This window comes from Saccharopolyspora sp. MMCC62, from assembly GCF_057736575.1.
The window spans coordinates 131,935-154,678 of the sequence record NZ_JBYKCM010000001.1 but is presented as its reverse complement, the minus strand read 5'-3'; the positions used below and the strand labels follow the sequence as shown (position 1 = coordinate 154,678).

23 protein-coding genes are annotated in these 22,744 nt (G+C 72.4%); 11 read left to right on the top strand and 12 right to left on the bottom strand.

Annotation, left to right across the window (positions count from 1 at the left end; genetic code table 11):
* Positions 1-94: 94 nt before the first annotated feature.
* Genes kstD through AC29IT_RS00715 form a run of 5 tightly spaced genes read left to right on the top strand, consistent with a single transcriptional unit; the run spans position 95 to position 5,131 of the window.
* A complete protein-coding gene (gene kstD / locus AC29IT_RS00735; protein ID WP_488217452.1) occupies positions 95-1,810 on the top strand; it encodes a 3-oxosteroid 1-dehydrogenase in 1,716 nt (571 codons plus the stop codon).
* Complete coding sequence (locus AC29IT_RS00730; protein WP_358441613.1) at positions 1,807-2,946, top strand: 3-ketosteroid-9-alpha-monooxygenase, oxygenase component; 1,140 nt, start codon at positions 1,807-1,809, stop codon at positions 2,944-2,946. The genes kstD and AC29IT_RS00730 overlap by 4 nt, the downstream gene beginning before the upstream one ends.
* Positions 2,943-3,251: a hypothetical protein gene (locus AC29IT_RS00725; protein ID WP_488217451.1), complete on the top strand. Its 309-nt coding sequence runs from the start codon at positions 2,943-2,945 to the stop codon at positions 3,249-3,251. The genes AC29IT_RS00730 and AC29IT_RS00725 overlap by 4 nt, the downstream gene beginning before the upstream one ends.
* A complete protein-coding gene (locus tag AC29IT_RS00720; protein WP_488217450.1) occupies positions 3,248-4,255 on the top strand; it encodes a 2Fe-2S iron-sulfur cluster-binding protein in 1,008 nt (335 codons plus the stop codon). Before AC29IT_RS00725 ends, AC29IT_RS00720 begins: the two co-directional genes overlap by 4 nt.
* Before the next feature lie 9 nt (positions 4,256-4,264).
* Positions 4,265-5,131: a MaoC/PaaZ C-terminal domain-containing protein gene (locus AC29IT_RS00715; RefSeq protein ID WP_488217449.1), complete on the top strand. Its 867-nt coding sequence runs from the start codon at positions 4,265-4,267 to the stop codon at positions 5,129-5,131.
* 71 nt (positions 5,132-5,202) lie between these two features.
* Here AC29IT_RS00715 and AC29IT_RS00710 read toward each other — a convergent pair whose 3' ends face one another.
* Positions 5,203-6,264: a glycoside hydrolase family 76 protein gene (locus AC29IT_RS00710; RefSeq protein WP_358441600.1), complete on the bottom strand. Its 1,062-nt coding sequence runs from the start codon at positions 6,262-6,264 to the stop codon at positions 5,203-5,205.
* Between the two features lie 408 nt (positions 6,265-6,672).
* Here AC29IT_RS00710 and helR point away from each other — a divergent pair, with 408 nt between their 5' ends.
* Entirely contained in the window at positions 6,673-8,883 is a 2,211-nt protein-coding gene (gene helR, locus AC29IT_RS00705) for an RNA polymerase recycling motor ATPase HelR (RefSeq protein ID WP_488217448.1), read from the top strand.
* Positions 8,884-9,787: 904 nt separating this feature from the next.
* Here the strand turns inward: helR and AC29IT_RS00700 are convergent.
* Positions 9,788-11,023 (bottom strand): epoxide hydrolase family protein, encoded by a 1,236-nt coding sequence (locus AC29IT_RS00700; RefSeq protein WP_488217447.1) that lies wholly within the window; start codon positions 11,021-11,023, stop codon positions 9,788-9,790.
* A 248-nt stretch (positions 11,024-11,271) separates the two neighbouring features.
* On the opposite strand from AC29IT_RS00700, the gene AC29IT_RS00695 reads away from it, so the two are divergent.
* Both AC29IT_RS00695 and AC29IT_RS00690 read left to right on the top strand, forming a co-directional pair.
* Complete coding sequence (locus AC29IT_RS00695; protein ID WP_488217899.1) at positions 11,272-12,210, top strand: aldo/keto reductase; 939 nt, start codon at positions 11,272-11,274, stop codon at positions 12,208-12,210.
* Positions 12,211-12,384: 174 nt separating this feature from the next.
* Positions 12,385-13,650, top strand: a complete 1,266-nt coding sequence (locus tag AC29IT_RS00690) for a low temperature requirement protein A (RefSeq protein WP_488217446.1) — start codon at positions 12,385-12,387, stop codon at positions 13,648-13,650.
* A gap of 42 nt (positions 13,651-13,692) precedes the next feature.
* Here AC29IT_RS00690 and AC29IT_RS00685 read toward each other — a convergent pair whose 3' ends face one another.
* The 6 genes from AC29IT_RS00685 to AC29IT_RS00660 all read right to left on the bottom strand — a co-directional run bounded on the left by AC29IT_RS00685 (position 13,693) and on the right by AC29IT_RS00660 (position 17,303).
* Positions 13,693-14,865, bottom strand: a complete 1,173-nt coding sequence (locus AC29IT_RS00685; RefSeq protein WP_488217445.1) for an MFS transporter — start codon at positions 14,863-14,865, stop codon at positions 13,693-13,695.
* Positions 14,862-15,515, bottom strand: a complete 654-nt coding sequence (locus AC29IT_RS00680) for a GntR family transcriptional regulator (RefSeq protein WP_488217444.1) — start codon at positions 15,513-15,515, stop codon at positions 14,862-14,864. The genes AC29IT_RS00685 and AC29IT_RS00680 overlap by 4 nt, the downstream gene beginning before the upstream one ends.
* Positions 15,516-15,699: 184 nt before the next feature.
* On the bottom strand, positions 15,700-15,885 hold the full coding sequence (locus AC29IT_RS00675) for a hypothetical protein (RefSeq protein WP_358446161.1): 186 nt from the start codon (positions 15,883-15,885) through the stop codon (positions 15,700-15,702).
* A 66-nt stretch (positions 15,886-15,951) separates the two neighbouring features.
* Positions 15,952-16,152, bottom strand: a complete 201-nt coding sequence (locus AC29IT_RS00670; protein ID WP_488217443.1) for a DUF397 domain-containing protein — start codon at positions 16,150-16,152, stop codon at positions 15,952-15,954.
* A gap of 94 nt (positions 16,153-16,246) precedes the next feature.
* On the bottom strand, positions 16,247-16,444 hold the full coding sequence (locus tag AC29IT_RS00665) for a DUF397 domain-containing protein (protein ID WP_488217442.1): 198 nt from the start codon (positions 16,442-16,444) through the stop codon (positions 16,247-16,249).
* Positions 16,445-16,448: 4 nt separating this feature from the next.
* Positions 16,449-17,303 carry a helix-turn-helix domain-containing protein gene (locus AC29IT_RS00660; protein ID WP_488217441.1) on the bottom strand — a complete coding sequence of 285 codons (855 nt, stop codon included), beginning with the start codon at positions 17,301-17,303 and terminating at the stop codon, positions 16,449-16,451.
* A gap of 91 nt (positions 17,304-17,394) precedes the next feature.
* Between AC29IT_RS00660 and AC29IT_RS00655 the strand changes: the two genes are divergently transcribed.
* The 3 genes from AC29IT_RS00655 (at position 17,395) to AC29IT_RS00645 (ending at position 19,165) form a co-directional block, all read left to right on the top strand.
* Positions 17,395-17,652 carry an HC3 family zinc finger protein gene (locus AC29IT_RS00655; RefSeq protein ID WP_488217440.1) on the top strand — a complete coding sequence of 86 codons (258 nt, stop codon included), beginning with the start codon at positions 17,395-17,397 and terminating at the stop codon, positions 17,650-17,652.
* 560 nt (positions 17,653-18,212) lie between these two features.
* On the top strand, positions 18,213-18,725 hold the full coding sequence (locus tag AC29IT_RS00650) for a hypothetical protein (protein ID WP_488217439.1): 513 nt from the start codon (positions 18,213-18,215) through the stop codon (positions 18,723-18,725).
* Positions 18,726-18,808: 83 nt separating this feature from the next.
* Positions 18,809-19,165 carry a hypothetical protein gene (locus AC29IT_RS00645; protein ID WP_488217438.1) on the top strand — a complete coding sequence of 119 codons (357 nt, stop codon included), beginning with the start codon at positions 18,809-18,811 and terminating at the stop codon, positions 19,163-19,165.
* A 29-nt stretch (positions 19,166-19,194) separates the two neighbouring features.
* Here the strand turns inward: AC29IT_RS00645 and AC29IT_RS00640 are convergent, their stop codons facing one another.
* From AC29IT_RS00640 to wrbA, 4 genes are all read right to left on the bottom strand, one after another.
* A complete protein-coding gene (locus AC29IT_RS00640) occupies positions 19,195-20,052 on the bottom strand; it encodes a helix-turn-helix domain-containing protein (RefSeq protein WP_488217437.1) in 858 nt (285 codons plus the stop codon).
* 134 nt (positions 20,053-20,186) lie between these two features.
* Entirely contained in the window at positions 20,187-20,801 is a 615-nt protein-coding gene (locus AC29IT_RS00635; protein ID WP_488217436.1) for an alpha/beta hydrolase, read from the bottom strand.
* A complete protein-coding gene (locus AC29IT_RS00630; protein ID WP_358446132.1) occupies positions 20,798-21,763 on the bottom strand; it encodes a ring-cleaving dioxygenase in 966 nt (321 codons plus the stop codon). The genes AC29IT_RS00635 and AC29IT_RS00630 overlap by 4 nt, the downstream gene beginning before the upstream one ends.
* 151 nt (positions 21,764-21,914) lie before the next feature.
* Positions 21,915-22,526: an NAD(P)H:quinone oxidoreductase gene (wrbA, locus tag AC29IT_RS00625; protein WP_358446130.1), complete on the bottom strand. Its 612-nt coding sequence runs from the start codon at positions 22,524-22,526 to the stop codon at positions 21,915-21,917.
* Between the last annotated feature and the right edge of the window lie 218 nt (positions 22,527-22,744).

Here is a 22,744-nt window from a genome sequence, read left to right as displayed (position 1 = left end):
CCGGCGACCGCATGTCCATGTTCCCGGTCATCACCGTAGCGCCATGTCCGCTAAAACTATAACCTGTTTCAGTATTGCGAGCGATGGAGGTGGCATGAGCGCACCCGTCCCGACACCCGACGACCGGTTCGACGTCGTGGTGGTAGGCAGCGGCGCGGCCGGGATGACCGCGGCGATCACCGCCGCGCGGGCCGGCCTGCGCGTGGTGCTGGTGGAGAAGGCCGCCCGCTATGGCGGCTCCACCGCGCGCTCCGGCGGCGGGCTGTGGCTGCCGGGCAACGCGGCGCTCACCCGCCGCGGCGACACCCCCGAGCAGGCCGCGGCCTACCTCGACCACATCATCGGCGACACCGCACCCGCCGAACTGCGCCGCACGCTCCTCGAACACGGGCCCGCGATGCTCGACGAGGTCCTCGCCGCCACCCCGCTGCGGGTGCGGTGGGTGCCCGGCTACTCCGACTACTACCCCGAAGCCCCCGGCGGCCGCGCCGACGGCCGGTCCGTGGAACCGGAACCGCTCGACGGCCGGATCCTCGGCGAGGAGCTGGACCGGCTGGAACCGGACTTCACCAAGGCACCACCGAACTTCGCCGTCACCCAGGCCGACTTCCGCTGGCTCAACCTCGTCGCCCGGCACCCGCGCGGCGTGCTGCGCGCCCTGCGCGTCGGCACCCGCTACCTGCTCGCCACCCTGCTGCGCAAACGGCTGCTGGTGCGCGGGCAGGCGCTCGCCGCCGGATTGCGCGCCGGGCTCCGCGACCTCGGCGTACCGCTGTGGCTGAACACCCCGCTGCTCGACCTGCTGCACGAGGACGGCCGCGTCACCGGCGTCCTGGTGCGCCGCGACGGCGCGGAGGTCGCGCTGCGCGCCCGGCGCGGCGTGCTGCTGGCCGCGGGCGGCTTCGAACGCGACGCGGAGATGCGCCGCCGCCACCAGCGCGCCCCCATCGGCGCCGACTGGACCGTCGGCGCCGCCGCCAACACCGGCGACGCGATCCGCGCCGCCCACGGCCTCGGCGCCGACGTCGACCTGATGGACGACGCCTGGTGGGGACCGTCGATCCCGCTCACCGGCGGACCGTGGTTCTGCCTCGCCGAACGCACCCTGCCCGGCTGCCTGCTGGTCAACGGCGACGGCGAGCGCTTCGTCAACGAGGCCGCGCCCTACGTCGACGCCGTGCACGCCATGTACGGGCCCGGCGACGGACCCGCCCGCAACATCCCCACCTGGCTGATCGCCGACCAGCGCTACCGGAACCGCTACGTGTTCGCCGGGCTCGGCCCGCGCCGCCCGTTCCCCCGCCGCTGGTACGACGCCGGAGTCATCCACCGCGCGGACACCCTCGCCGAACTCGCCGCCGCCATCGACGTGCCCGCCGAGGCACTGCGCAGCACCGTCGACCGGTTCAACGCGCACGCCCGCACCGGCGAGGACGCCGATTTCGGCCGCGGCCGCAGCGCCTACGACCGCTACTACGGCGACCCCACCAACCGGCCCAACCCGTGCCTGGCGGAGCTGACCAGCGCCCCGTTCTACGCGGTGCGCATCGTGCCCGGCGACCTCGGCACCAAGGGCGGGCTGCGCACCGACGCCCGCGCCCGCGTGCTGCGCGCCGACGGCGAACCGATCCCCGGCCTCTACGCGGCGGGCAACACCGCCGCCGCCGCGATGGGCCGCACCTACGCCGGACCGGGCGCCACCCTCGGCCCGGCCATGACCTTCGGCCACCTGGCCGCGCTGCACATGGCAGGCGCGGCACCCGAACGCGCTGCGAACCCCGGCAGGGGTGAACGGAGGAGCCGGCGATGACGCCGAACGACGACATCGACGTGCGCACCATCGACGTCGGAACCCCGCCCACCCGGTTCGCCCGCGGCTGGCACTGCCTCGGGCTCGCCGAGACCTTCAAGGACGGCAGACCGCACCCCGTCCACGCCTTCGGCGGCAAGCTGGTCGTCTTCCAAGCGGGCGACGGCGCGCTGCACGTCCTAGACGCCTACTGCAGGCACATGGGCGGCGACCTCAGCCAAGGCAGCATCAAGGGCGACGCCGTCGCCTGCCCGTTCCACGACTGGCGCTGGTCCGGCGAAGGCCGCTGCGTCGGCATCCCCTACGCCAAGCGCATCCCGCTGCGCGCCCGCACCCAGGCCTGGACCTGCCTGGAGCGCAACGGGCAGCTGTTCGTCTGGCACGACCCGGAAGGCTCCGCACCCACCGACGAGGTCGCCATCCCCGAACTCCCCGAAGTCGGCGACCCGGAGTGGAGCAGCTGGACCTGGGACTCGGTGTTCATCGAAGGCTCGCACTGCCGCGAGATCGTGGACAACGTGGTGGACATGGCGCACTTCTTCTACGTGCACTTCGCCTTCCCCACCTACTTCAAGAACGTCTTCGACGGGCACGTCGCCACCCAGTACCTCAACACCAAGGGCCGGCCCGACGTCGGCTCCCGCTCCAACTACGCCGGCGAGGACAACCTCGGCGTCTCCGAAGCCTCCTACTACGGACCCTCCTACATGATCGACCGGCTGTGGAACCAGCACCGCGGCACCACCGTCGAGACCATCCTGATCAACTGCCACTACCCGGTCACCGCGAACTCCTTCGTGCTGCAGTGGGGCGTGCTGGCCAAGAAGCTGCCCGGTCTCACCGACGAGCAGGCCGACGTGATGGCCGCCAAGATCGCCAAGAGCACCAGCGTCGGATTCCTGCAGGACGTCGAGATCTGGCGCAACAAGACCCGCATCGACAACCCGCTGCTGTGCGAGGAGGACGGCCCCGTCTACCAGCTCCGCCGCTGGTACGAGCAGTTCTACACCGACGCCGCCGACCTCACCGAGGACATGACCGGCCGCTTCGAGTTCGAAGTGGACACCACCCGCGCGAACATCGCCTGGGAGCAGGAGGTCGCCGACAACCTGGCCCGCCGGGCGGACTCGCCGTGACCCCGCCGAACTGGGCCAAGGCCCCCGCCGGCGACGACGCGCTGCACGAGCGCACCGCCGCCGACCGCCGCGAACAGCTCGAAGGCGGACTGCGGCCGGTGCGCTGCGACCGGTGCGGCACCTGCGTGCTGGCCAAGAAGAACAGCCCCGCCCACACCAGCGTCCAATGGACCCGCCGCGCCGCCGAGGACTGCCCGCGGCTCGCCGAAGCCGCTCGCGGCGGCAGCACCGCGCACGTTCCCGGCTGCCCCGACCTGGCGGACAGCATCGGCGCGCGGCTGCGGCACGATCGGGAGGCGCCATGATCCACCGGCTCAAGGTCGACGAGGTCATCGAAGAATCCCCGGACGCCCGCTCCCTCGTGTTCGCCGCCCCCGAGGACGACTTCTCCTACCGCCCAGGACAATTCCTCACCCTGCGGGTACCGGACGAGCACGGCGGCTCCCTCGCCCGCTGCTACTCGCTGTCCAGCTCCCCGCACACCGGCGACGCCCTGCAGGTCACCGTCAAGCGCGTCCCCGGCGGCCGCGGCTCCAACTGGCTGTGCGACCACGTCACCGCCGGATCGGTGCTGGACGTGCTACCGCCCGACGGCGGCTTCGGCCCGGCCGCGCTGGACACCGACTTCCTGCTGCTGGCAGGCGGCAGCGGCATCACCCCGATCATGTCCATCGCGCGCTCCGCGCTCGCCGCCGGAACCGGGCGCATCGCGCTGCTCTACGCCAACCGGGACGAACGCTCGGTGATCTTCGCGGGCGCGCTGCGGGAACTCGCCGCCGAGCACCCGGACCGGCTCGTGGTGCTGCACTGGCTGGAAACCGTGCAGGGACTGCCGGACGCGGCGGCGCTGCGCGCGCTGACCGCCCCCTTCGCCGACCGCGAGGCGTTCGTGTGCGGACCGGGCCCGTTCATGGACGCCGCCACCGACGCCCTCGCCGCCACGCCCGGCCGGGTGCACGTGGAACGCTTCCACTCGCTGACCGCCAACCCCTTCGAGCAGGACCCGCCGATCGCCGCCGACGACGGCGAGGGAGGATCGGCGACCGCGCACGTGGACATCGACGGCGAACGGCACCGGCTGGACTGGCCCCGGCGGCAGCGGCTGCTGGACCTGCTGCTGGACCGCGGCATCGACGCCCCGTTCTCCTGCAGGCAGGGCGCGTGCAGCGCCTGCGCCTGCCGGATCACCGGCGGGGAGGTCAGCATGGAGCGCAACGACATCCTGGAGCAGCAGGACCTCGACGAGGGGATCGTGCTGGCCTGCCAGTCGTTCCCCGTCACCGACGAGGTCCACGTCAGCTACGAGTGAAGGAGCCGCATGCCCATCGACCCGGACGTCGCGATCGGCGCCACCGTCGCCGACCAGGACGTGACCTGGACCGAATCCGACGTGCTGCTCTACCACCTGGCGCTCGGCGCCGGAGACCCGCCGACCGATCCGGGCGAACTGCGCTACACCTACGAGCAGGACCTGCACGTGCTGCCCACCTTCGCGGTGGTGGCGCCGAACCTGCGCCAGTTCGAACCACCCGCGCTGTCCTTCCCCGGCGTCGAAGTCGACCTGGCGCAGGTGCTGCACGGCTCGCAGGAGATCACCCCGCACCGCCCGCTGCCGGTCGCCGGCGGCGCCCGCGCGACCACCCGGATCGTGGACGTGCTGGACAAGGGCACGGCCGCGGTGATCGTGCAGGAGACGGTGCTCACCGACGCGGACGGGCCGCTGTGCTCCGCCCGCTCGATGATCTTCGCTCGCGGCGAGGGCGGCTTCGGCGGGTACCGCGGCTCCACCCCGCGCGTCGACCTGCCGGAGCGCGAACCGGACCTCGTGGTGGACGCGCGCACCGAACCCCGGCAGGCGCTGCTGTACCGGCTCTGCGGCGACCGCAACCCGCTGCACGCCGATCCCGCGTTCGCCGCGGCCGCCGGGTTCGCGCGCCCGATCCTGCACGGGCTGTGCACCTACGGCGTGGTGTGCAAGTCCATCGTGGACACCGCGCTCGACGGCGAGGTCGCCCGCGTCGCCTCCTTCGGCGCCCGCTTCGCCGGCGTCGTGCACCCCGGCGAGACCCTCCGCACCCGGCTCTGGACCGAACCCGGCGGCACCCTGCTCGCCACCACCACCGTCCCGGAACGGGACGACACCGTCGTCCTCGACGGCATCACCCTCACCACCCACCGGAGGTGAATGGCCCATTCGCCCAGCCCCACCGGGCGAATGGGCCATTCACCCGCTGCACCGTCGGGGGCGGCGCCCGCTCAGGTGCGGCCCGCGGCGTTGAGCAGGTCCAGCGCGCTGTGCTGGCAGCCGTGCCCCACGCCCGGCTCCACCCACGGACCGTTCCAGTGCGGACCGTAGGAGTCCTGCGCGTCGCGATCGCGCGCGTGGGCCGCATCCGCCTGCCGCGCCAGGTAACCGGTGTACGGGTGATCGGCCAGCTCCGCGTTCAGCACCCCCAGCCCCCGCACGTACGGCCCCTTGAACGACGCCCCGTCCCCGTCGCAGTCGTCCCCCTCGACCGGCTCGCGCAGGATCCCGTCCGGGTTCAGGTAGCCGGACCCGGTCGAGGTGTCGGCGAGCTCCCGCGCCCGCTCCAGCAGCGCCGCATCCCCGGTCGCGCGGTGCAGCTCCACCAGCCCGCCCAGCAGCACGCCCTGGTTGTACGTCCAGGTGGTGTCGCCGTTGTTCGCGCAGTCCCCGGTCAGCCCGTCGTTCACCAGCCCGTTCGCGCCGATCATGCCGCTGCCCTCGAACCACGCCCACCCGTCGCGGGCCCGCTGCAGGTAGGTGGTGTCGCCGGGAATCCTGTTGTGCAGCGCCGCGTTCAGCTCGACGTAGAGCTCGTTGGTGATCGCGTTCTTGTAGGCCTTGTCCCGGTGCCACAGCACCCCGCCACCGCACTCCGGCGTCCAGTGCGCCGCCATGTGATCGGCGTCGGCGCGCGCCGTAGCCAGGTACCGCTCGTCGCCGGTGAGGTCGTGCGCGGCGACCCACGCCAGCCCCCACCACCCGGTGTCGTCGAGGTAGTCGTTGCGGAAGTTCCCGCCCTGGGCGTTCAGGTTCAGGTCGTAGGTGCGCGCGATGGCGTGCTCGTGCTCGCGATCCCCGCCGACCCGGATGCTCTCGATCAGCGCCGTCAGCGCGTTCGCCGAGGTCCACCAGTTCCCGGTGTCGAACAGCCCGATGTCCTCGCGGTAGCGCCCCATCAGCGCGCTCGCGGCGGCGGTGCCCGGACTGTCCGCCGCGGGGGCCGCGACGGCCGCGGCCGGGGCGCACAGCAGCAGGCAGCACAGCAGGCCGAGCACTCGGAATCCGGTCATGGCAGCCCCCTCCGCCCCGCCCGGCGCCGCGCGGGAGCGCTTCCACGATCACCGGGCCCGCGCGGCGGTGTCAACGCCGCTCACCCCGGCGGCGGCAGGCCGCTGCCGGTCCACTCCGGAGCGTGGAGGAAGCTGGACGCGAAAAAAGGGGAGCCACCGCTCCCCTTCCCCGTCCAACTTATAACGCACCGGGGTCCTTGCGGCAAGACCCCCGCCATGGCGCACAATCATCCGCCGAAGCCGAGACCTGCGAAAACGAGATGTGTCCTCGTCCACATCCGAGGTCGGCGCGGGCGCGGCCGGGAATGGGAGCGCGCCCGGCAGCGGTTGCGAACGGGGGGACGAGCAGCGGATCCGACCGGTGTTCGAGCAGTGCGAGGAAGACGGTTCAGCGACTGTGAGGGGCCCGTGTCAGCACAGGGGTACGAAGAGGAATTGCGGTCCGAGCGCGACTACGTCGCCGGGCTCTACACGAGGCTCGACGCGGAGCGCGCCCGGGTGCGCGGCGAGTACCGGGCATCGCTGCGCGGTGACGGCGAGTCGCTGGTCGAGCGGGACGTGCAGGTGCGCGCGCTGGCGAGCGAGGTGCGGCGGCTCGACGTGGTGGACAACGGGCTGTGCTTCGGCAGGCTCGAAGCGGAGTCCGGCGAACGCTCCTACATCGGCCGAATCGGCCTGTTCGACGCCGACGACGACTACGAGCCGCTGCTGCTGGACTGGCGCGCCCCGGCGGCCCGCCCGTTCTACGTGGCGACCGGCGCGCACCCGGAGGGCGTGCGCACCCGCCGCCAGTTCCGCACCAACAACCGCGAGGTGCTGGGCTTCACCGACGAGCACCTGGGCGGCCCCGGCGGCGGCGAGGAGGGCGACGCCGCGCTGCTGGCGGCGGTGAACGCGCCGCGCGGCGGCGAGATGCGCGACATCGTCGCGACCATCCAGGCCGAGCAGGACGAGATCATCCGGCTGGAGCACCAGGGCGTGCTGGTGATCGAGGGCGGGCCGGGCACCGGCAAGACGGTGGTGGCGCTGCACCGCGTCGCCTACCTGCTGTACACGAAGCGGGAGCGGATGGAGCGCCACGGCGTGCTGGTGGTGGGCCCCAACCCGGCGTTCCTGCACCACATCGGCCGGGTGCTGCCGTCGCTGGGCGAGACCGACGTGGTGTTCATGACGCCCGGCGACCTGGTGCCGGGCCTACAGGTCACCGCCGAGGACGTCCCGGAGGTCGCGCGGGCCAAGGGCTCGCTGCGGATGCTCGACGTGCTGGCCGCCGCCGTCGCCGACCGCCAGCGCCTGCCCGAGGCACCGCTGCCGATCGAGCTGTCCGACGCCGCGGTGCGCATCGACGCCGACACCGCCGAGTGGGCGCGGCAGGAGGCGCGGGACACCGGGCTGCCGCACAACGAGGCGCGGGCCACCTTCATCGAGATCGTCACCTACGTGCTCACCGAACGGGCGATCACCCGCATCGGCCGGGGCTGGCTGGACAAGCAGGATGTGGCGGCCCGCGAGCAGCTGCGCCGCGACCTGCGCGCGGAACTGGCCGAGAAGCCGGAGTTCGCCGCCGCGCTCGACGAGCTGTGGCCGGTGCTCACCCCCGAGGAGCTGCTGTCCGAGCTGTACACCTCGCCGGAGCGGCTGCGCGCCGCGGGAGCCGACGCGGGCCTGCTGCGCACCGACGGTGCCGCGTGGACGGTGTCGGACGTGCCGCTGCTCGACGAGCTGGTGGACCTGCTGGGGCGGGACGAGCTCGCCGAGCAGGCCGCGAAGCAGGCCGCCGAGCGGGAGCGCAAGGCCGAGCAGGAGTACGCGGCGGGCGTCCTGGAGATCATGGAGGTGGAGCGGCACGACATGATGGACGACGAGGACCACCTGCTCGCCCAGGACCTGGTGTACGCCGAGGACCTCGCCGACCGGTTCGTGCAGCACGACACCCGCAGCCTCGCCGAGCGCGCCGCCGCCGACCGGGACTGGACCTACCGGCACGTCGTCGTCGACGAAGCGCAAGAACTGTCCGAAATGGACTGGCGGGTGCTGATGCGGCGCTGCCCCGCGCGGTCGTTCACCGTGGTCGGCGACCTCGCGCAGCGCCGCTCGGCGGCCGGGGCGAGCTCCTGGGGTTCGATGCTGGACCGGTACGTGCCGGGCCGCTGGCAGTACCGGCCGCTGTCGGTGAACTACCGCACCCCGGCGGAGATCATGGCGGTCGCCAGCGCGCTGCTCGCCGAGTTCGCCCCGGAGGTGACCGCACCGGAATCGGTCCGCTCCTGCGGCGTGCCCCCGTGGTCGCGGCAGGTCACCGACGAGGAGCTACCCGCCGCCGTCGACGAGTTCGTGCGGGCGGAGGCCGAGCGCGAGGGCACCAGCGTGGTGATCGGCCCGCCGGACGTGCCGGGCGCGGTGCCCGCGTCGGAGACGAAGGGCCTGGAGTACGACGCGGTGCTGGTGGTCGACCCGGACCGCATCCTCGCCGACGGCCCGCGCGGCGCGGCCGAGCTGTACGTGGCGCTGACCCGCGCCACCCAGCGGCTCGGCGTGCTGCACCGGGAACCGCTGCCCCGGGCGCTGTCCGGGCTGGCGGAGCTCGACGGCCCGGTGCCCGCGGGTTCGACTCGGTAACCGCCGGACGGCCGCGGCCGGAGCCTTGCTCCTCCGCGGCCGTCGTGGCTTTGGCCTTCCGAGCATTGATTTCACTCGACACTGAACTGATCGCATCATTTGACGACTTCGGGCAGGCGCGCCGCTCGGGGCGCCGAGCGGCGCGGGTCAAGCCTTCAGGCCGAGCGGCTCGGACCGGCCGTGAGATCCGCGACCGCCCTGGCGAGGCGCGTCCGCAGACCTCACCCGCGACACCCGGGCCCACTCCCCTCGTGCCGCCCGGCAGTCTCGACGTCCCGGCGGATCCGTTGCGCGGGCGCGGAATCACCGACGATCCCGACACCGCCGATGCCGAGCAGGTGACCGAGGGCGTCCGGCGCACCGCGGTACCGGCGCCCCGCTGCACCCGCCACCTCTGCCCAGGCGGCCACGCCACCGACCATCCGCTCCCCCGTCGCGGCTCCGGCAGCCGCTGCCCCGCCGCGATCCGGACATCCACGTCACCGGCATCCGCGCCGTCCACCGCGGGCCAGGCATCCACGTCCCCGGTCGCGCGCAGCAGGTGCGGCTCCGCGGTGCCGACGAGCCGCACCGCCTCGGCCGGCCGCAGCGGCGTGGCCGGCGACGTCCCGCGGCTCGATGCGGGCGCACCGGACATGGCGCGCCGCCGACCGGACTGGCTCGCCCACCCCGGACGTCTCGCCCCGGCGACCGCGAGCCCAGCGCGCCGGACGTTCCCCCGCGAACGGGCGGGTTCGCCGACCCGCGGGCTCCGCCGTGCTCCTCGGCCGGACCCGGGTTCCTTCCCGAGCATTGATTTCACTCGACACTGAAGCAATTGCCCCGTTCGATGTCACCGGCGCGCGGCTCACCCCAGGTGAACGGCCCGGATCACCGGAACCGCTCACCTGGCGGGTGGCGCCGGTCAGGGCCTGCGGTCGCGGAAGGTGCGGCGCAGGTCGTCCACCCAGGCGGTGGGGTTCTCCCACGGGATGAAGTGCCCGCCGCGATCGTGCGCGGCGACGTTCACGTGGTTGAACCAGGCGCCCTGCGGCCCCTCCTCGAACGCCCGGACCCGCTCGGCGGCGGTGCGGATGCCCGGCGGGTTCTCGTAGCCGACGAAGGTGAGCCCGACCGGCGCCTGCACCACCGGCTTCCGGTCGTGGGCGGGAGTCCACGGGTACCGGTTGGCGTTGGCGTAGTAGCGCAGCGACGTGCCGATCGAGTTCGTCGCCCAGTAGATCGTGGCGTGCGTGAGCAGCTCGTCCCTGGTGAACACCGATTCGAGCGCACCACCGTTGTCGCTCCACGAGTTCCACCGCTCCAGCAGCCACGCGAGCAGCCCGGCCGGTGAATCGCTCAGCCCGTGCGCCAGGGTCGCGCCGTCGAGCACGTGCACGGCGAGGTGCGAGGCCGAGCGGCGGTCCAGCTCCACGATCCGGTCCCGCACCTCGGCGGGCTGGTCGTCGGTGAGCGGCCGGTTGCGCGCGAAGTCCCAGGCGCGCGGGCCGGTGAAGAAGTCCAACGGCAGCCCGGAACCGATGTGGATGCCGTACAGCTCGTCGGCGTACTTGTGCCCGAGCTGGCTGGACACGATGCCGCCGATGTCGCAGCCCCCGGCGGCGTACTTCTCGTGCCCCAGCACCTCGGTCATCAGGACGTGCCAGAGGTCGGCGACCTTCCAGAAGTTCACGTCGGGAAAACCGGTCAGCGGCCCGGGGAACCCGAAGCCGGGCAGCGACGGCACGATCACCTCGAACGCGTCCGCCGGGTCACCGCCGAACGCGGCCGGGTCGGCGAGCGGGTCGATCACCTTCGACCAGTGCCAGAACGTCCACGGCCAGCCGTGGGTGAGGATCAGCGGGATCGGGCGCGGCCCGCGGCCCGGTTTGCGCATGAAGTGCACCGGCACTCCGGCGACGGTCACCTGGTAGTGCCCATAGGAGTTGATCGCGGCCTCCGCGGCCCGCCAGTCGTAGCCGTCGCGCCAGTGCTCGACCAGCTCGCGCAGGTAGCCGGCGGGGACGCCGTAGGACCAGTCCGCGTTCCCCTCGTCCAGCGGCGATCTGGTCGCGGCGAGGCGGGCGCGGAGGTCGTCGAGCACCTCGCCCGGCACGTGGATCGGGTCCGGTTCCAGCGGGAAGGGACGCGCGGTGGTCATCAAGTGGTCCTCACTCGGCAGGGGGTCGGTCCGCGGAGCCGGTGCCGAGCGCCGACGTGCTGTGCGCGCGGCGCTGCGGCACCGGCGCGAACGTTCGGGCTGTGCGCAGTGAGACTTCCACGCCTCCCTCGCGGGCGACAGCGGCCGAGTGGCCCGCACGCCGCGGCGCGATGCCGGATTCCGGGTGGGCAGCGCGCCGAAGCTCGCACCTCCGGCCGGTGAGCTGTTCTGATGGGGGCATGACAGAGCTGCGCACCCTGGGTTCCTCCGACCTCGCCGTGTCCCGCCTCTGCTTGGGCGGCAACGTGTTCGGCTGGACCGCCGACGCGACCGAGTCCTTCGCCGTCCTCGACGGCTACACCGCCGCGGGCGGCAACTTCATCGACACCGCCGACTCGTACATGACCAGACCGGACAACGAGCCCGGGCAGTCCGAGCGGATCATCGGCGACTGGCTCGCCTCCCGCGGCAACCGGGACGAGGTGGTCGTCGCGACGAAGGTCAGCAACCACCCGGACTTCCGGGGGCTCGCGCCCGACACCATCAAGGGCGCGGCGGAGGCCTCGCTGCGGCGGCTGGGCACCGACCGGATCGACCTGTACTACACGCACTTCGACGACGAGTCGGTGCCGGTGCCGGACATCATCACCGCGCTCGACGAGCTGGTGCGGGCGGGCAAGGTCCGCGCGATCGCCGCCTCCAACATCAGCCCGCAGCGGCTCGCCGACTCGCTGGAGTTCTCCGAGCGGGAGGGGCTGGCCCGCTACGTCGCGCTGCAACCGCACTACAACCTGGTCTCCCGGGACACCTACGAGGGCGAGCGGCGGGACCTCGTGGAACGCGCCGGGCTGGGCTGCGTGCCGTACTTCGCGCTCGCCTCCGGGTTCCTCACCGGCAAGTACCGGCCGGGGAAGGACGTGGACAGCGTGCGCAGCGAACCGCGGCTGGCCGGGCGGTACGCGGACGACGAGCGCGGCGCACGGGTGCTCGCCGCGCTGGACGAGGTCGCCGCGGCGCGGGGTGCGGCGCACGCGACGGTGGCGCTCGCGTGGCTGGCGCAGCAGCCGACGGTGGTCGCGCCGATCGCGTCCGCCCGCAGCACCGAGCAGCTGCCCGCGCTGCTGGCGATGCACGACCTGACCCTCACCGCCGAGGAGCTGCGCGCCCTGGACGCGGCCTCCGCCTGACGCGCACCACACCGAGGTGAATGGCCCATTCGACCAACGTGGCTGGGCGGATGGGCCATTCACCTCAGGTGGGGGTGCTGCCGATCACCGCCACCCGAACCCCCGAACGGACCAGCGGCGCATACGATCACCCCCGGCCCGACGAATGCGACCGATCCGAACGGGAATCCGAACATGAGCGAGCACGACCACGCCGACGGCCTGGCGCACCCGCGCGTGCCGATGACCGGGCGCGACCCGGAGGAGGGCGGCCGCGTCGCCTCCCCGCTGGAGCTGCTGTTCGACCTGACCTTCGTGGTCGCCGTCGGCACCGCGGCCTCCTACTTCGCCGAGACCATCGCGGAAGGCCACGTGCTGCCCGCGATCGGCGCCTTCGTGCTGGCGATGTTCGCGATCGGCGTCGCGTGGATCAGCTTCAGCTGGTTCGCGTCCGCCTTCGACACCGACGACTGGCTGTACCGGGCGCTGACGATGCTGCAGATGGTCGGCGTGGTCGTCTTCGCCCTCGGCCTGCCCGCGATGTTCACCGGCCTCGCCGAGGGAGATCACCTGGAAGTGCGGGTGATGGTGCTCGGCTACGTCGTGATGCGGGTCGCGATGGTCCTCCAGTGGTGGCGGGCGGCCCGCGAGTCCCCCGAGTACCGGTCGGTGGCGTTCGCGAACATCCGCTGGACGATCATCGCCCAGGTCGGTTGGGTGGTGATCGCGTTCCTCGAACTGCCGATCGGCGCCGGTCTCGCCGCGTTCACCGCGTTCGGACTGCTGGAACTGGCGCTGCCCGTGTTCGCCCAGGGCCGGGCGAACGGGACGCCGTGGCACCCGCACCACATGGCGGAGCGCTACAGCCTGTTCGCGATCATCACGCTCGGCGAGGGCGTGGTCGGGACCATCGCCTCCTCCAGCGGACTCCTCGGCGGCGGCAGCGGGATGAACTGGAGCGGCGACGCGATCGCCGTGGTCGTCGCCGGGGTCGGGCTCACCTTCGGCATGTGGTGGGTGTACTTCGCGGTGCCGTTCGGGGAGATCCTGGACCGGCGGCGCGGCCACGGGTACCTGTTCGGCTACGGGCACGTCCTGGTGTTCGCCGGGATCGCCGGAGCCGGGGCCGGGCTGCACCTGGCCGGTCTCCAGCTGGAGCACCACTCGACGGTCGGCAACAGCACGGTGGTGCTGGCGCTGGCCGTCCCCGTCGGGCTGTACCTGCTGATGGTCTACCTGCTGCACGAGGTGCTGCTGGCGCAGGTGGACCGGCTGCACCTGCTGCTGATCGCGATCACCCTCGCGGTGCTGGCGGCGGCGGTGCTGCTGGCCGCGGCGGGCGTGGGGATCGCGGTGTGCCTGCTGGTGGTGATGCTCGCGCCGTGGGTCACCGTGGTCGGCTACGAGACGATCGGGCACCGGCACCAGCGCAGCGCCCTGGACGGGCTGCGGCAGCGGTGATCGCTCGCCGGTGACCCCGGAACTCCGGTGGTGCGGCCCCGCTCAGCCGTCGCGGCCTGCGCCGTCGAACGGCAGGCCGCGGGCGAGGACCGCGGTGCCCGCGAGCCCGATGGCGGTGGCGAGCAGCACGCCCGCCGCGCCGACCCCGCTGGCGACGAGGCCGACCGCGCCGGGCAGCACGACCTGTCCGGCGCGATTCCCGGTGAGCCGCAACGACATCGCGCGTCCGCGCAGGCCGGGCGGGGTGGATTCGGCGAGCCACGACATGGTCAGCGGCTGCCCCACGCCGAGCCCGAGCCCGGCGAGCAGCACCGCCACGGCCAGCGCCCACACCGGCACCGGTGCGGCGGTGACCGCGAGCCCCACCGCGGCGGCGGTGATGCTCAGCACCAGCAGCCTCCGGCGGCCCAGCAGCCGGGTGGTGCTGCCGAGGAAGAACCGGGACACCATCGAGGCCACCGCCCGCAGCCCCAGCAGGGCGCCGACCACGCCGGAGGCGATGTGCCGCTCCGCGCCGAGCGCGGGCAGGTACACCACCGACAGGTCCACCGCCGCCAGCACCACGCAGCTCGTGCACAGCGCGGGCAGCAGGCCGGGCAGCCGCAGCAACCCCCGCACGCCCGTCGAGCCCTCCGCCGCGGGGGCGGTGGACGGCGCCCCGCTGGTGATCCCGAACGAGCACACCAGCAGTGCGACGGCGAGCGCCGTCGCCCCCCAGAAGATCGGCGTGGTGTCCGGGATCGCCGCCGCACCGCCGAACACGACGATCAGCAGCGGCCCGACGGCCTGCCCGAGCGAGGCGGCGAACGTGTAGTAGCCGAACGCCGCGTCCAGCCGCGCCGAGGACGTCATGTTCGCCACCAGCGCCTGCTGCCCGATCACCGAGCACAGGTGCGCGGTGCCCAGCAGCACGTTGCCCACCACGAGCCCCAGCACCGAACCGCCGAGCGCGAGGAACGCCACGCCCGCCGCGCACATCAGCACGCCGCCGGTGACCATCACCCGCCGCTCCCCCAGCCGGTCCACGATGTGCCCGGCGGGCAGCGCCAGCACCAGCGGGACCAGCGCGAAGCTGCCGGAGAGCACGCCCAGCCAGGACGCGGGCACGTCCAGCTCCAGCGCGCGGTAGGAGGTGGCGGGCCGCAGCACGAACGTGACGACCTGGGTCAGCACCGCGTGGGCCAGCAGCACCCACACCCGCCGGTCGAGCTTCACGAGGTGCCGCCGTGCAGCAGGCTGCGCGCGGAGCGGGCGCTGAGGCTGGCGTCGATGTGCGTGCGCATCAGGTCGGCCGCGGCGTCGGCGTCCCCGGCGATGACGTGTTCGGCGAGCAGCCGGTGCTCGTCGTCGCGCTCGTTGCGCTCCGCGGAGCTGCGGCCTTCGGCGAGCGCGTGCATCCGGTACCGGTCGGCCTTGTCCCACAGGCCTTCGAGCGCCTCGATGAGCAGGTCGTTGTGCGAGGCGCGGTAGATCGCGGCGTGGAATCGGCGCTGCTCGGCGAGCTGCTGCAGCGACGGGTCGTTCGGCAGGGCCCGCTGCTCGTCGACGGAGCGGCGGATCTCGGCGATGTCGTCCTTGGTGCGGCGTTCCGCGGCGAGCGCGGCGGCCATCGGGTCCAGCACCCGCCGCAGCTCCACCAGGTCGCGGACCTCTTCGCCGCTGAGCTGGGTGACGCGGGCGTCGCGGTGCGCGTCGAGCTCCACGAACCGTTCCGTCATCAGCCTGCGCAGCGCCTCCCGCAGCGGGGTGGTGCTGATCCCGATGGTGCGGGCGAGCGTCGCCTGGTTGAGCACCGAGCCCGGCGGGAACTCGCCGGAGAGGATCTTCTCGCGCACGCTCACGTAGGCGTACTCGCTCTTGGTCATGCGCGCTGCAGCCGGTTCGTCCATGCACCCGCCCTTCGATCGCTTATAGCCTCGCACATCGGCGCGGCCGGATGCATCGAAGGTGTCATCGGCACAGGTGGTGACGTCGGCGACAGCGGGACCGGATCTCCTCGGACGCCGGATTCGACCCGACCGCCGACGGAGGTTATAAGCTAGGCGACGCTCACTTCGAGGCGTCCTTGCCGCGCTGCCAGAACAGCACGCCGCCCTGCGCGACGGCGGCGAGCGCCACGAGCCCGACGGCGAGCCCCGTCATCCAGGACCAGCCGACGTAGAACGCCAACCCGACCACCAAGGCGAGGACGATGAGCGTCCTGATCAGGAACAACGTCATGCTCCGCGTGCTCATCAGGACACCCCTCCCCGTTCCGGACCGGCGCCGCGCCGCCCCCGCGGAACCCTACCGACCGGCTGATCAGCGGTCGTAGCGACCGGACTTGACCGCCCCCAGGAACGCCGCGAACCCCACCGCCGACGCGACCAGAACCGGAGACTCCGCACCGAGCTTGCTGTCCCGGAGAAGAGCCCGCCCAGGCACGTTCACCGCCACCTCCACGCAGTTGTTCCCCTGCCCGCTACGGGATGCCTTGCGCCACTTCGCTGAAGAAATCGACATGTCGAGAGCCTCCTTCGCACTTCTGGGACCTCCGCCGCATCCGGCGGATCAGCGGCGAGTCCGAAGGATCACCGCCCGGTCCAGCACCTGCCGATCAGCGGTCGTACTTGCCGGATTTGACCGCCCCGAGGAACGCCGCGAAACCGTCCGCCGACGCGACCAGCACTGGGGACGCCTCGCCGAGCTTGCTGTCCCGGAGGAGAACTCGTCCAGGCAAGTTCAACGCTGCTTCCACACAGGCGTTCGCTTGTCCCGATCGCGCGGACTTGATCCAGTTCGGCTCCGGAAGCACGTTGCTACTCCTTCATGCGTGCGGCGTGATCATCAGCGATGGTACGCAGCAGCACGCACGACTCAGCCTCCTCCAATGCACTGGTCTGCAACGAAGCGAACAGCCGAGCCAGCTCGGTCACATCTCTGCTGTCCTCGATGACGTGCCCGCCGAGCGGGGTGTCGCTGAACGCCACGTCGTCATGCCCAGGGTCCGAGAACCGAAGCAACAAGATCGGACCGTGCAGTCCGACATGCGCTCCGGCTTCAAACGGGAGAACGCGCAACCGGACGTTGGCCTGGGAGGCGAGCTCGCCGAGCCGTTCCAGTTGCTCGGCCATCACCGAGCGGGAGCCCATGACGCGCCACAGGGCTTCCTCAGCGATGACGACGTGCAGGGAAAGGCCGCTGTCGAGTTCCAACCGCCGCTGACGGTTGAGGCGAACGTCAGTCCACCGCTGAACCTCGGCATCCGACAGGTTCAGCCGACCGGTCCGGTGCACCGCACGCGCGTATTCCTCGGTCTGCAACAGTCCTGGAACCACACCGAGTTCGAAGTGGAAGATCTCGGATGCTTCGGCTTCAAAGCCGACGAACGGCTCCAGGTACGCCGGAAGTTTGTACGACTGCCACCAGCCGCGTTTGCCGCTCTCGCGGCGCAACTGCTGCATCTGCTCGGCCATCTCCTCATCGGCACCGTAGAGCCGGAGCAGCGCAGCGAGATCGGGGGCGCCGACGCGGGTGAATCCGCGTTCCCAGTGGCCGACTGTGGCACGCGCTTTCTCTACGTGGGCTGCCGCCTCGTCCAACGACAGTCGTGCAGCCTGTCGCAGTTCGCGGAGCTTGCGCCCCAGGTGGATTTGCCGCGCCGTGCTTGCCATGTCGCACACCCTTGCATGCTGATCGCCGGAACATTGATCACCTGGTCGAGCGTATCGACCCGAATACCCGGTAGACGTTACCGTCTAACTCATGGAAAAGATGACCAGGCCGAGCGGACCTATCGGTAGATCGACCCACCACTTCTGGCGCCCGGCGGGAGACGGACGCAGGCACGCGTTCCGGGGATCTCGGTGGGACGGGCGGACGACCGAGGTGGTCACGGTGTGCGGCGACGAGGTGACGTTGTCGGCCGACACCGACGAGACCGCGTGGGTCGTCGCCCCCAGCTGTCTCGACTGCAACGGCTTGCTGCTGCGGGAGAAGCGCGGAGGAGGCGGGCATGGATGATCGAGGGCTTCGCGGTCGATGCGACCGGACTGACGCACGTGGCGGAGCTTCGCACCGGCCGGACGCTGTGCGGTGCCGTTGTGGTGGCGGCGCGATCGGCGGTCCCGGCGGGCACCTGTGGTTCTTGTGTCGCGGAGACGCTGCTCGCCCGAGCGCGGCGAGCCCCCCGCGTCCGGAACGGACCGGAGCTTGGGCGCGGGGCCCGGGCGGGGGCCGCTGGCATCGTGTCCTGCGGTGTGCTGGAGGCAGCCTCCCCCGAGCCTGCGGCGGACACGTGCGCGGGCCGCTGGATTTGCGCCGGACCGAGCCCGCGGACCTGACCGCTCGGTGCCCTCGCTGCCTGGCCGCGACCGAGACCGGACACGAGGGACCGTGCGCCGCGTGACCTGACCTCGGGTCCGGTGCGCCGGACCCGCGCGAGCCTCCTGTGCGCCGCGACCTCCCCCGATCCGGGTCGCGCGAGGGAGGACGGGACCCCGCATCCGCCCAGGCGGGTGCGGGGTCCTTCGCGCTTCGGGATCGGGTTGCTCGTGGGGTGGGGTTCGGGGTGGGGTCTGGGGATGGTCGATGTGGTGGTGCCGGGGTCGGCGGACGACGGGCTGGTCGATGCGGTGGCGGACTTGCTGGGTGCGCAGGTGCGGGCGGGGGCCGCGCTCGGGTGGGTGGAACCGCCGCCGCGCGCGGAGATCGCCGAGCTGATCGGCGGGATCCTCGCCGACGGGCCGGGCGAGGCCGCGTGCGCGGTGGCCCGGGACGCGGGCGAGCTCGTCGGATTCGGGTACTGGCGGCGCTACGCGCTCGAGCACGACCAGGGACACCGAGCCCTGGCTGATCGAGGCAGCGGCGGAAGGCATGTCGGCGAACGGGCCGCAGAACGGCGGCTGAACCGGAATGGGAACCGGATTTCGCGGGTCCCGTCGCAGAAACGCAGAATCGTGCAACGAGTGGTCGCACGATGTGCACGGAATCCGCAATGGCACCGAATATCCGCACGGCCGCGGCGAAAAGCCGAATCGATCTGCGCAGAATCGTTCCGCGCGACCGGCGAACGGGCTAATCTCCGTTTCGCGTGATTCCACTCAGGACGGGAGTCGTCATGGGCGCAGAGAACCGGACGCGCAATGTCATGTCCGGCGCCAGCAGCCGGACCTTTCAGGTGGGGACGCTCCACGGCGACCTGACGATCTCCGACGGCGTCCCGCGGACGCGGCGTCGCCTGGCGGTCTGCGCGGCGCTCGCCGCCACGGTCCTGACGCTGCACTCCCCCCAGCCGACCACGCCCGCACCCGGGCCGGAGCGGTCGCCGCAGGTCGCGGAATCCGGCGCGCCGCCGGTGCCGAAACCGTGGGAGATCTCCTCGTCGGGCACCGGTCGCGGGGACACCGAGCTGTCCTCCCGATCGGGCACGCCCGACGGCCCGTCCAGCGGGGCGCAATGCCGGGGCACCGGCGCGAACACGCACTGCGAGGTGTCCTCCGGGGTGACCATCACCCCTGGGGAACCGCCGCGCTGACACCCGATCACCACCAGCTGAGCGGCCCTTCACCTGTGGTGGTGCGGGGAATCCGGAGCGGAGCGGGTGACCTGCGGGGCGTTGAGGCTGCCGAGCAGGGCGAGGGCTTCGGCGGACGGGCTGCCGGGTTCGGCGCGGTAGACCATCAGCTGCTGGCCGGGGGCGCTGTGCACCGAGAACGTCTCGTAGGTCAACGCCATCTCCCCCACCTGCGGGTGGAAGAACCGCTTGGACTCGTGCGCCTTGCGCCGGACGTCGTGCCGGGCCCACAACCGGCGGAATTCGGCGCTGTGCAAGGACAACTCGCCGATCAGCTCCACCAGCCGGGGATCGTCGCGGTCGAGGGCCGCGGCCGCGTGCAGCCCGGCGACGGTGTTCTCCGCGATCCGCTCCCAGTCCAGGAAGAACCGGTGCGCGTCCGCGTCGAGGAAGACCATCCGCACCAGGTCACCGCTGTAGGTGTGCCCGCCGTAGAGGGCGGCGCCGAGCTCGTTGTCGGCGAGGACGGTGTAGTAGCGGTCCAGCACGACCGCCGGGGTGCCGGGCCAGGACTCCAGCAGCCGCAGCAGGTTCGGGCTCACCCGCTCCGACCTCGACGGGCGCCGGACGGTGCCGGGCCGGGTGAGGCGGTGCAGGTGGGTCGTGGCCTCCGCGTCCAGGTGCAGCACCGCGGCCAGCGCGTCGATCACCTGCGGCGAGGGGTTGCGCTCCCGGCCCTGCTCCAGCCGCACGTAGTAGTCGGAGCTGACCCCGGCCAGCGAGGCGAGCTCTTCGCGGCGCAGCCCCGCGACCCGCCGCCTGCCGACCGCGGGCAGGTTCCAGTCCTCGGGCCGGACCTGGGCGCGCCGGGCGCGGAGGAACTCGCCGAGGGGGTTGTCGCCGTCCATGTCGTCCAGGCTAAGCGCATCCGGCGGCCGGAGGGTGGCCGCGGAACTCCTAGGCAGCGGCGGCGGGCACGGGAAAGGCGGGCCGTCCACCCCACCCGGGGAACGACCCGCCTTCCACCCTCCCCGACCCGATCTCAGGTGCGGGCGAGCCACTGCACGGCGTCGCGCACGCCGTCCGCGGTGATCTGGTGCCCGCCAGGGTGCCAGTGGGTGGTGATCTCCGCACCACGAGCGGTCAGCGCCTCGACCAGTCCGTTCGCGGCGGTCAGCGGTGCCATCGGGTCGGCGCGCCCGTTGCCGAGGAACACGCGGGTGCCGGTGAGGTCGTGTTCGGGCGCGTCCGGGACGGGCAGCATCGCGGCGAACAGCACCGCCTCGGTCAGCACGTCCGGGCGCAGCAGGGTCAGCGCGGCCGCGATGTTGGCGCCGTTGGAGAAACCGACCGCGACCAGCCGCCTGCCGCGCCAGCCGTAGGCGTCCACGGCCTCGGTGAGGAAATCGGCGAGCTGGTGGGTGCGGGCCACGACGTCCTCGGTGTCGAACACGCCCTCGGCGAGCCGCCGGAACCAGCGGGCCGCGCCGCCCTCGGACACCGGCCCGGCGGGGGCGAGCACCGGGGACCGCGGGCTGAGCTGCTCGGCCAGCCCGCGCAAGTCGCCCGGCGAGCCGCCGGTGCCGTGCAGCAGCACCAGGACCGGCGCGTCCGGATCGCCGTCGGCGTGCTCGTGCGGAAGGGACAGCGCGGTCACTCCGCCACCTCCGGGTTGTTCTCGGCCGGCAGGTCCAGCTTCGGCAGCATCCGGTCGATGTCCGCGCGCTTCGGCTCCAGCCACGGCGGCAGCTTCAGCGCGCGCCCCAGTTCCAGCAGCGGTTCGTCCGCGGTGAAGCCGGGTTCGTCGGTGGCGATCTCCAGCAGGGTGCCGCCGGGTTCGCGGAAGTAGATGGAGCGGAAGTACTGCCGGTCCAGGATGGACGTGACGTTCACCCCGTCGCCGAGGAGCTCCTCCCGCCACGCGGCCTGGGTGGCCTCGTCCGGCGCCCGCCACGCCACGTGGTGCACCGCGCCCGCCGCGACCAGGCCGCGCGGGGCGTCCGGGGTGACCAGCACGTCGACGAAGGCACCCGGTCCGCCGTCCCCGGCGGTGAACCGGAGGCGGTTCTGCTCCTGCGCGGCGAATTCGAGGCCGAGGCCGCGGAACATCTCGGCGGTCGCGTCCTCGTGCGCGACCGACAGCGTCACCGAGTGCAGGCCGCGCACCCCGTGCTCGGCGGGCACGGTGCCGCCTTCCCACGGTGCGCGCGGATCGCCCTGCGGGTGCGCGACCAGGGACAGCGCCAGGCCGTCCGGATCGCGGAAGGTCAGCGCGTCCTCGCCGTCCCGGTTGTGCACCCGGCTCGTCTCGACGCCCTGCTCGGCGAGGTGACGCTGCCACCAGCCGATGGAGGCCTCGGGCACGGAGAACGACGTGGTGGTGGCCTGGCCGGTGCCGTGCCGACCGCTGGGCGCGTCCTTCCACGGGAAGAAGGTCAGCAGCGAACCGGGCTTGCCGGACTCGTCGCCGTAGTAGAGGTGGTAGGTGCCCGGGTCGTCGAAGTTGACCGTCGTCTTGACCAGGCGCAGGCCCAACGTCCGCAGGTAGAAGTCCGCGTTGCGCTGCGGATCGCCCGCGATCGCCGTGACGTGGTGCAGCCCGCTCGTCGCGATGCTCATCGAATTCTCCACTGCTGGAAGGGGAACCCGCGTCCTGCCGGGCGCGAGTGCACGGGTGTCCGGCGGTCCTCCCGCCGAAGTCCCCCCGATCGGGAGGACCGCCGGAGCTTCCGCCGCCCGCAGGGCCACCGAAGCGGTCGGGCGGAAGCGGTCAGGCGCCGTTCTTCAGGCGCCGCGCGATCTCGACGACGCGGCGGGCCTGCACCCCGGCGGCGGTACGCGTCTCGTCGTCCACCGGCAGCTGGCCTTGGGCGTCGACGTGGCTGGTGCCGTACGGGTTGCCGTCGATGAACTTGGAGCCGTCGGTGTAGCCGGGGCTCACGATGATGCCGCCGAAGTGGTGGATCGTGTTGTACAGCGCGAGCAGCGTGGACTCCTGGCCGCCGTGCTTGGTGGCGCTGGAGGTGAAGCCGCTGTAGACCTTGTCGGCCAGCAGGCCCTGCTGCCACTCGCCGCCGAGGGTGTCGATGAACTGCTTGAGCTGGGCGGCGATGTTGCCGTAGCGGGTGGGCGAACCGAAGATCACCGCGTCGGCCCACACGACGTCGTCGGCCGCGACCTCCGGCACCGACCGGGTGGCCTCGACGTTGGCGCGCCACGCGGGGTTCGCGTCGATGGCGGCGTCGGGGGCCAGCTCGGGCGCCTTGCGCAGGCGCACCTCGGCGCCGGCCTTCTCCGCCTCGGCGACCAGGGCGTTCGCGATCTCGTTGATCGTGCCGGTCGACGAGTAGTAGATGACGCTGAGCTTGACGGGGTCGGCCATGAACAACTCCTTCGCGGGGCCGGGCGTCGAACCCGGCCTGGGTTTCCTCCGGGGAGCTCGGCGGCTCCTCGGCGAGGACCCTACTCAGATTTTCTCTTCCTCGCAAGATACTTTCCGGCGAAACAGCGAGCAGGTAGACTCACCCGGGCGAACCAACCATTCGAGGGGAGAACAGGTGAGCGGCGGTAGCGCCACGAACGCGGGGCAGGCGGCGGGGA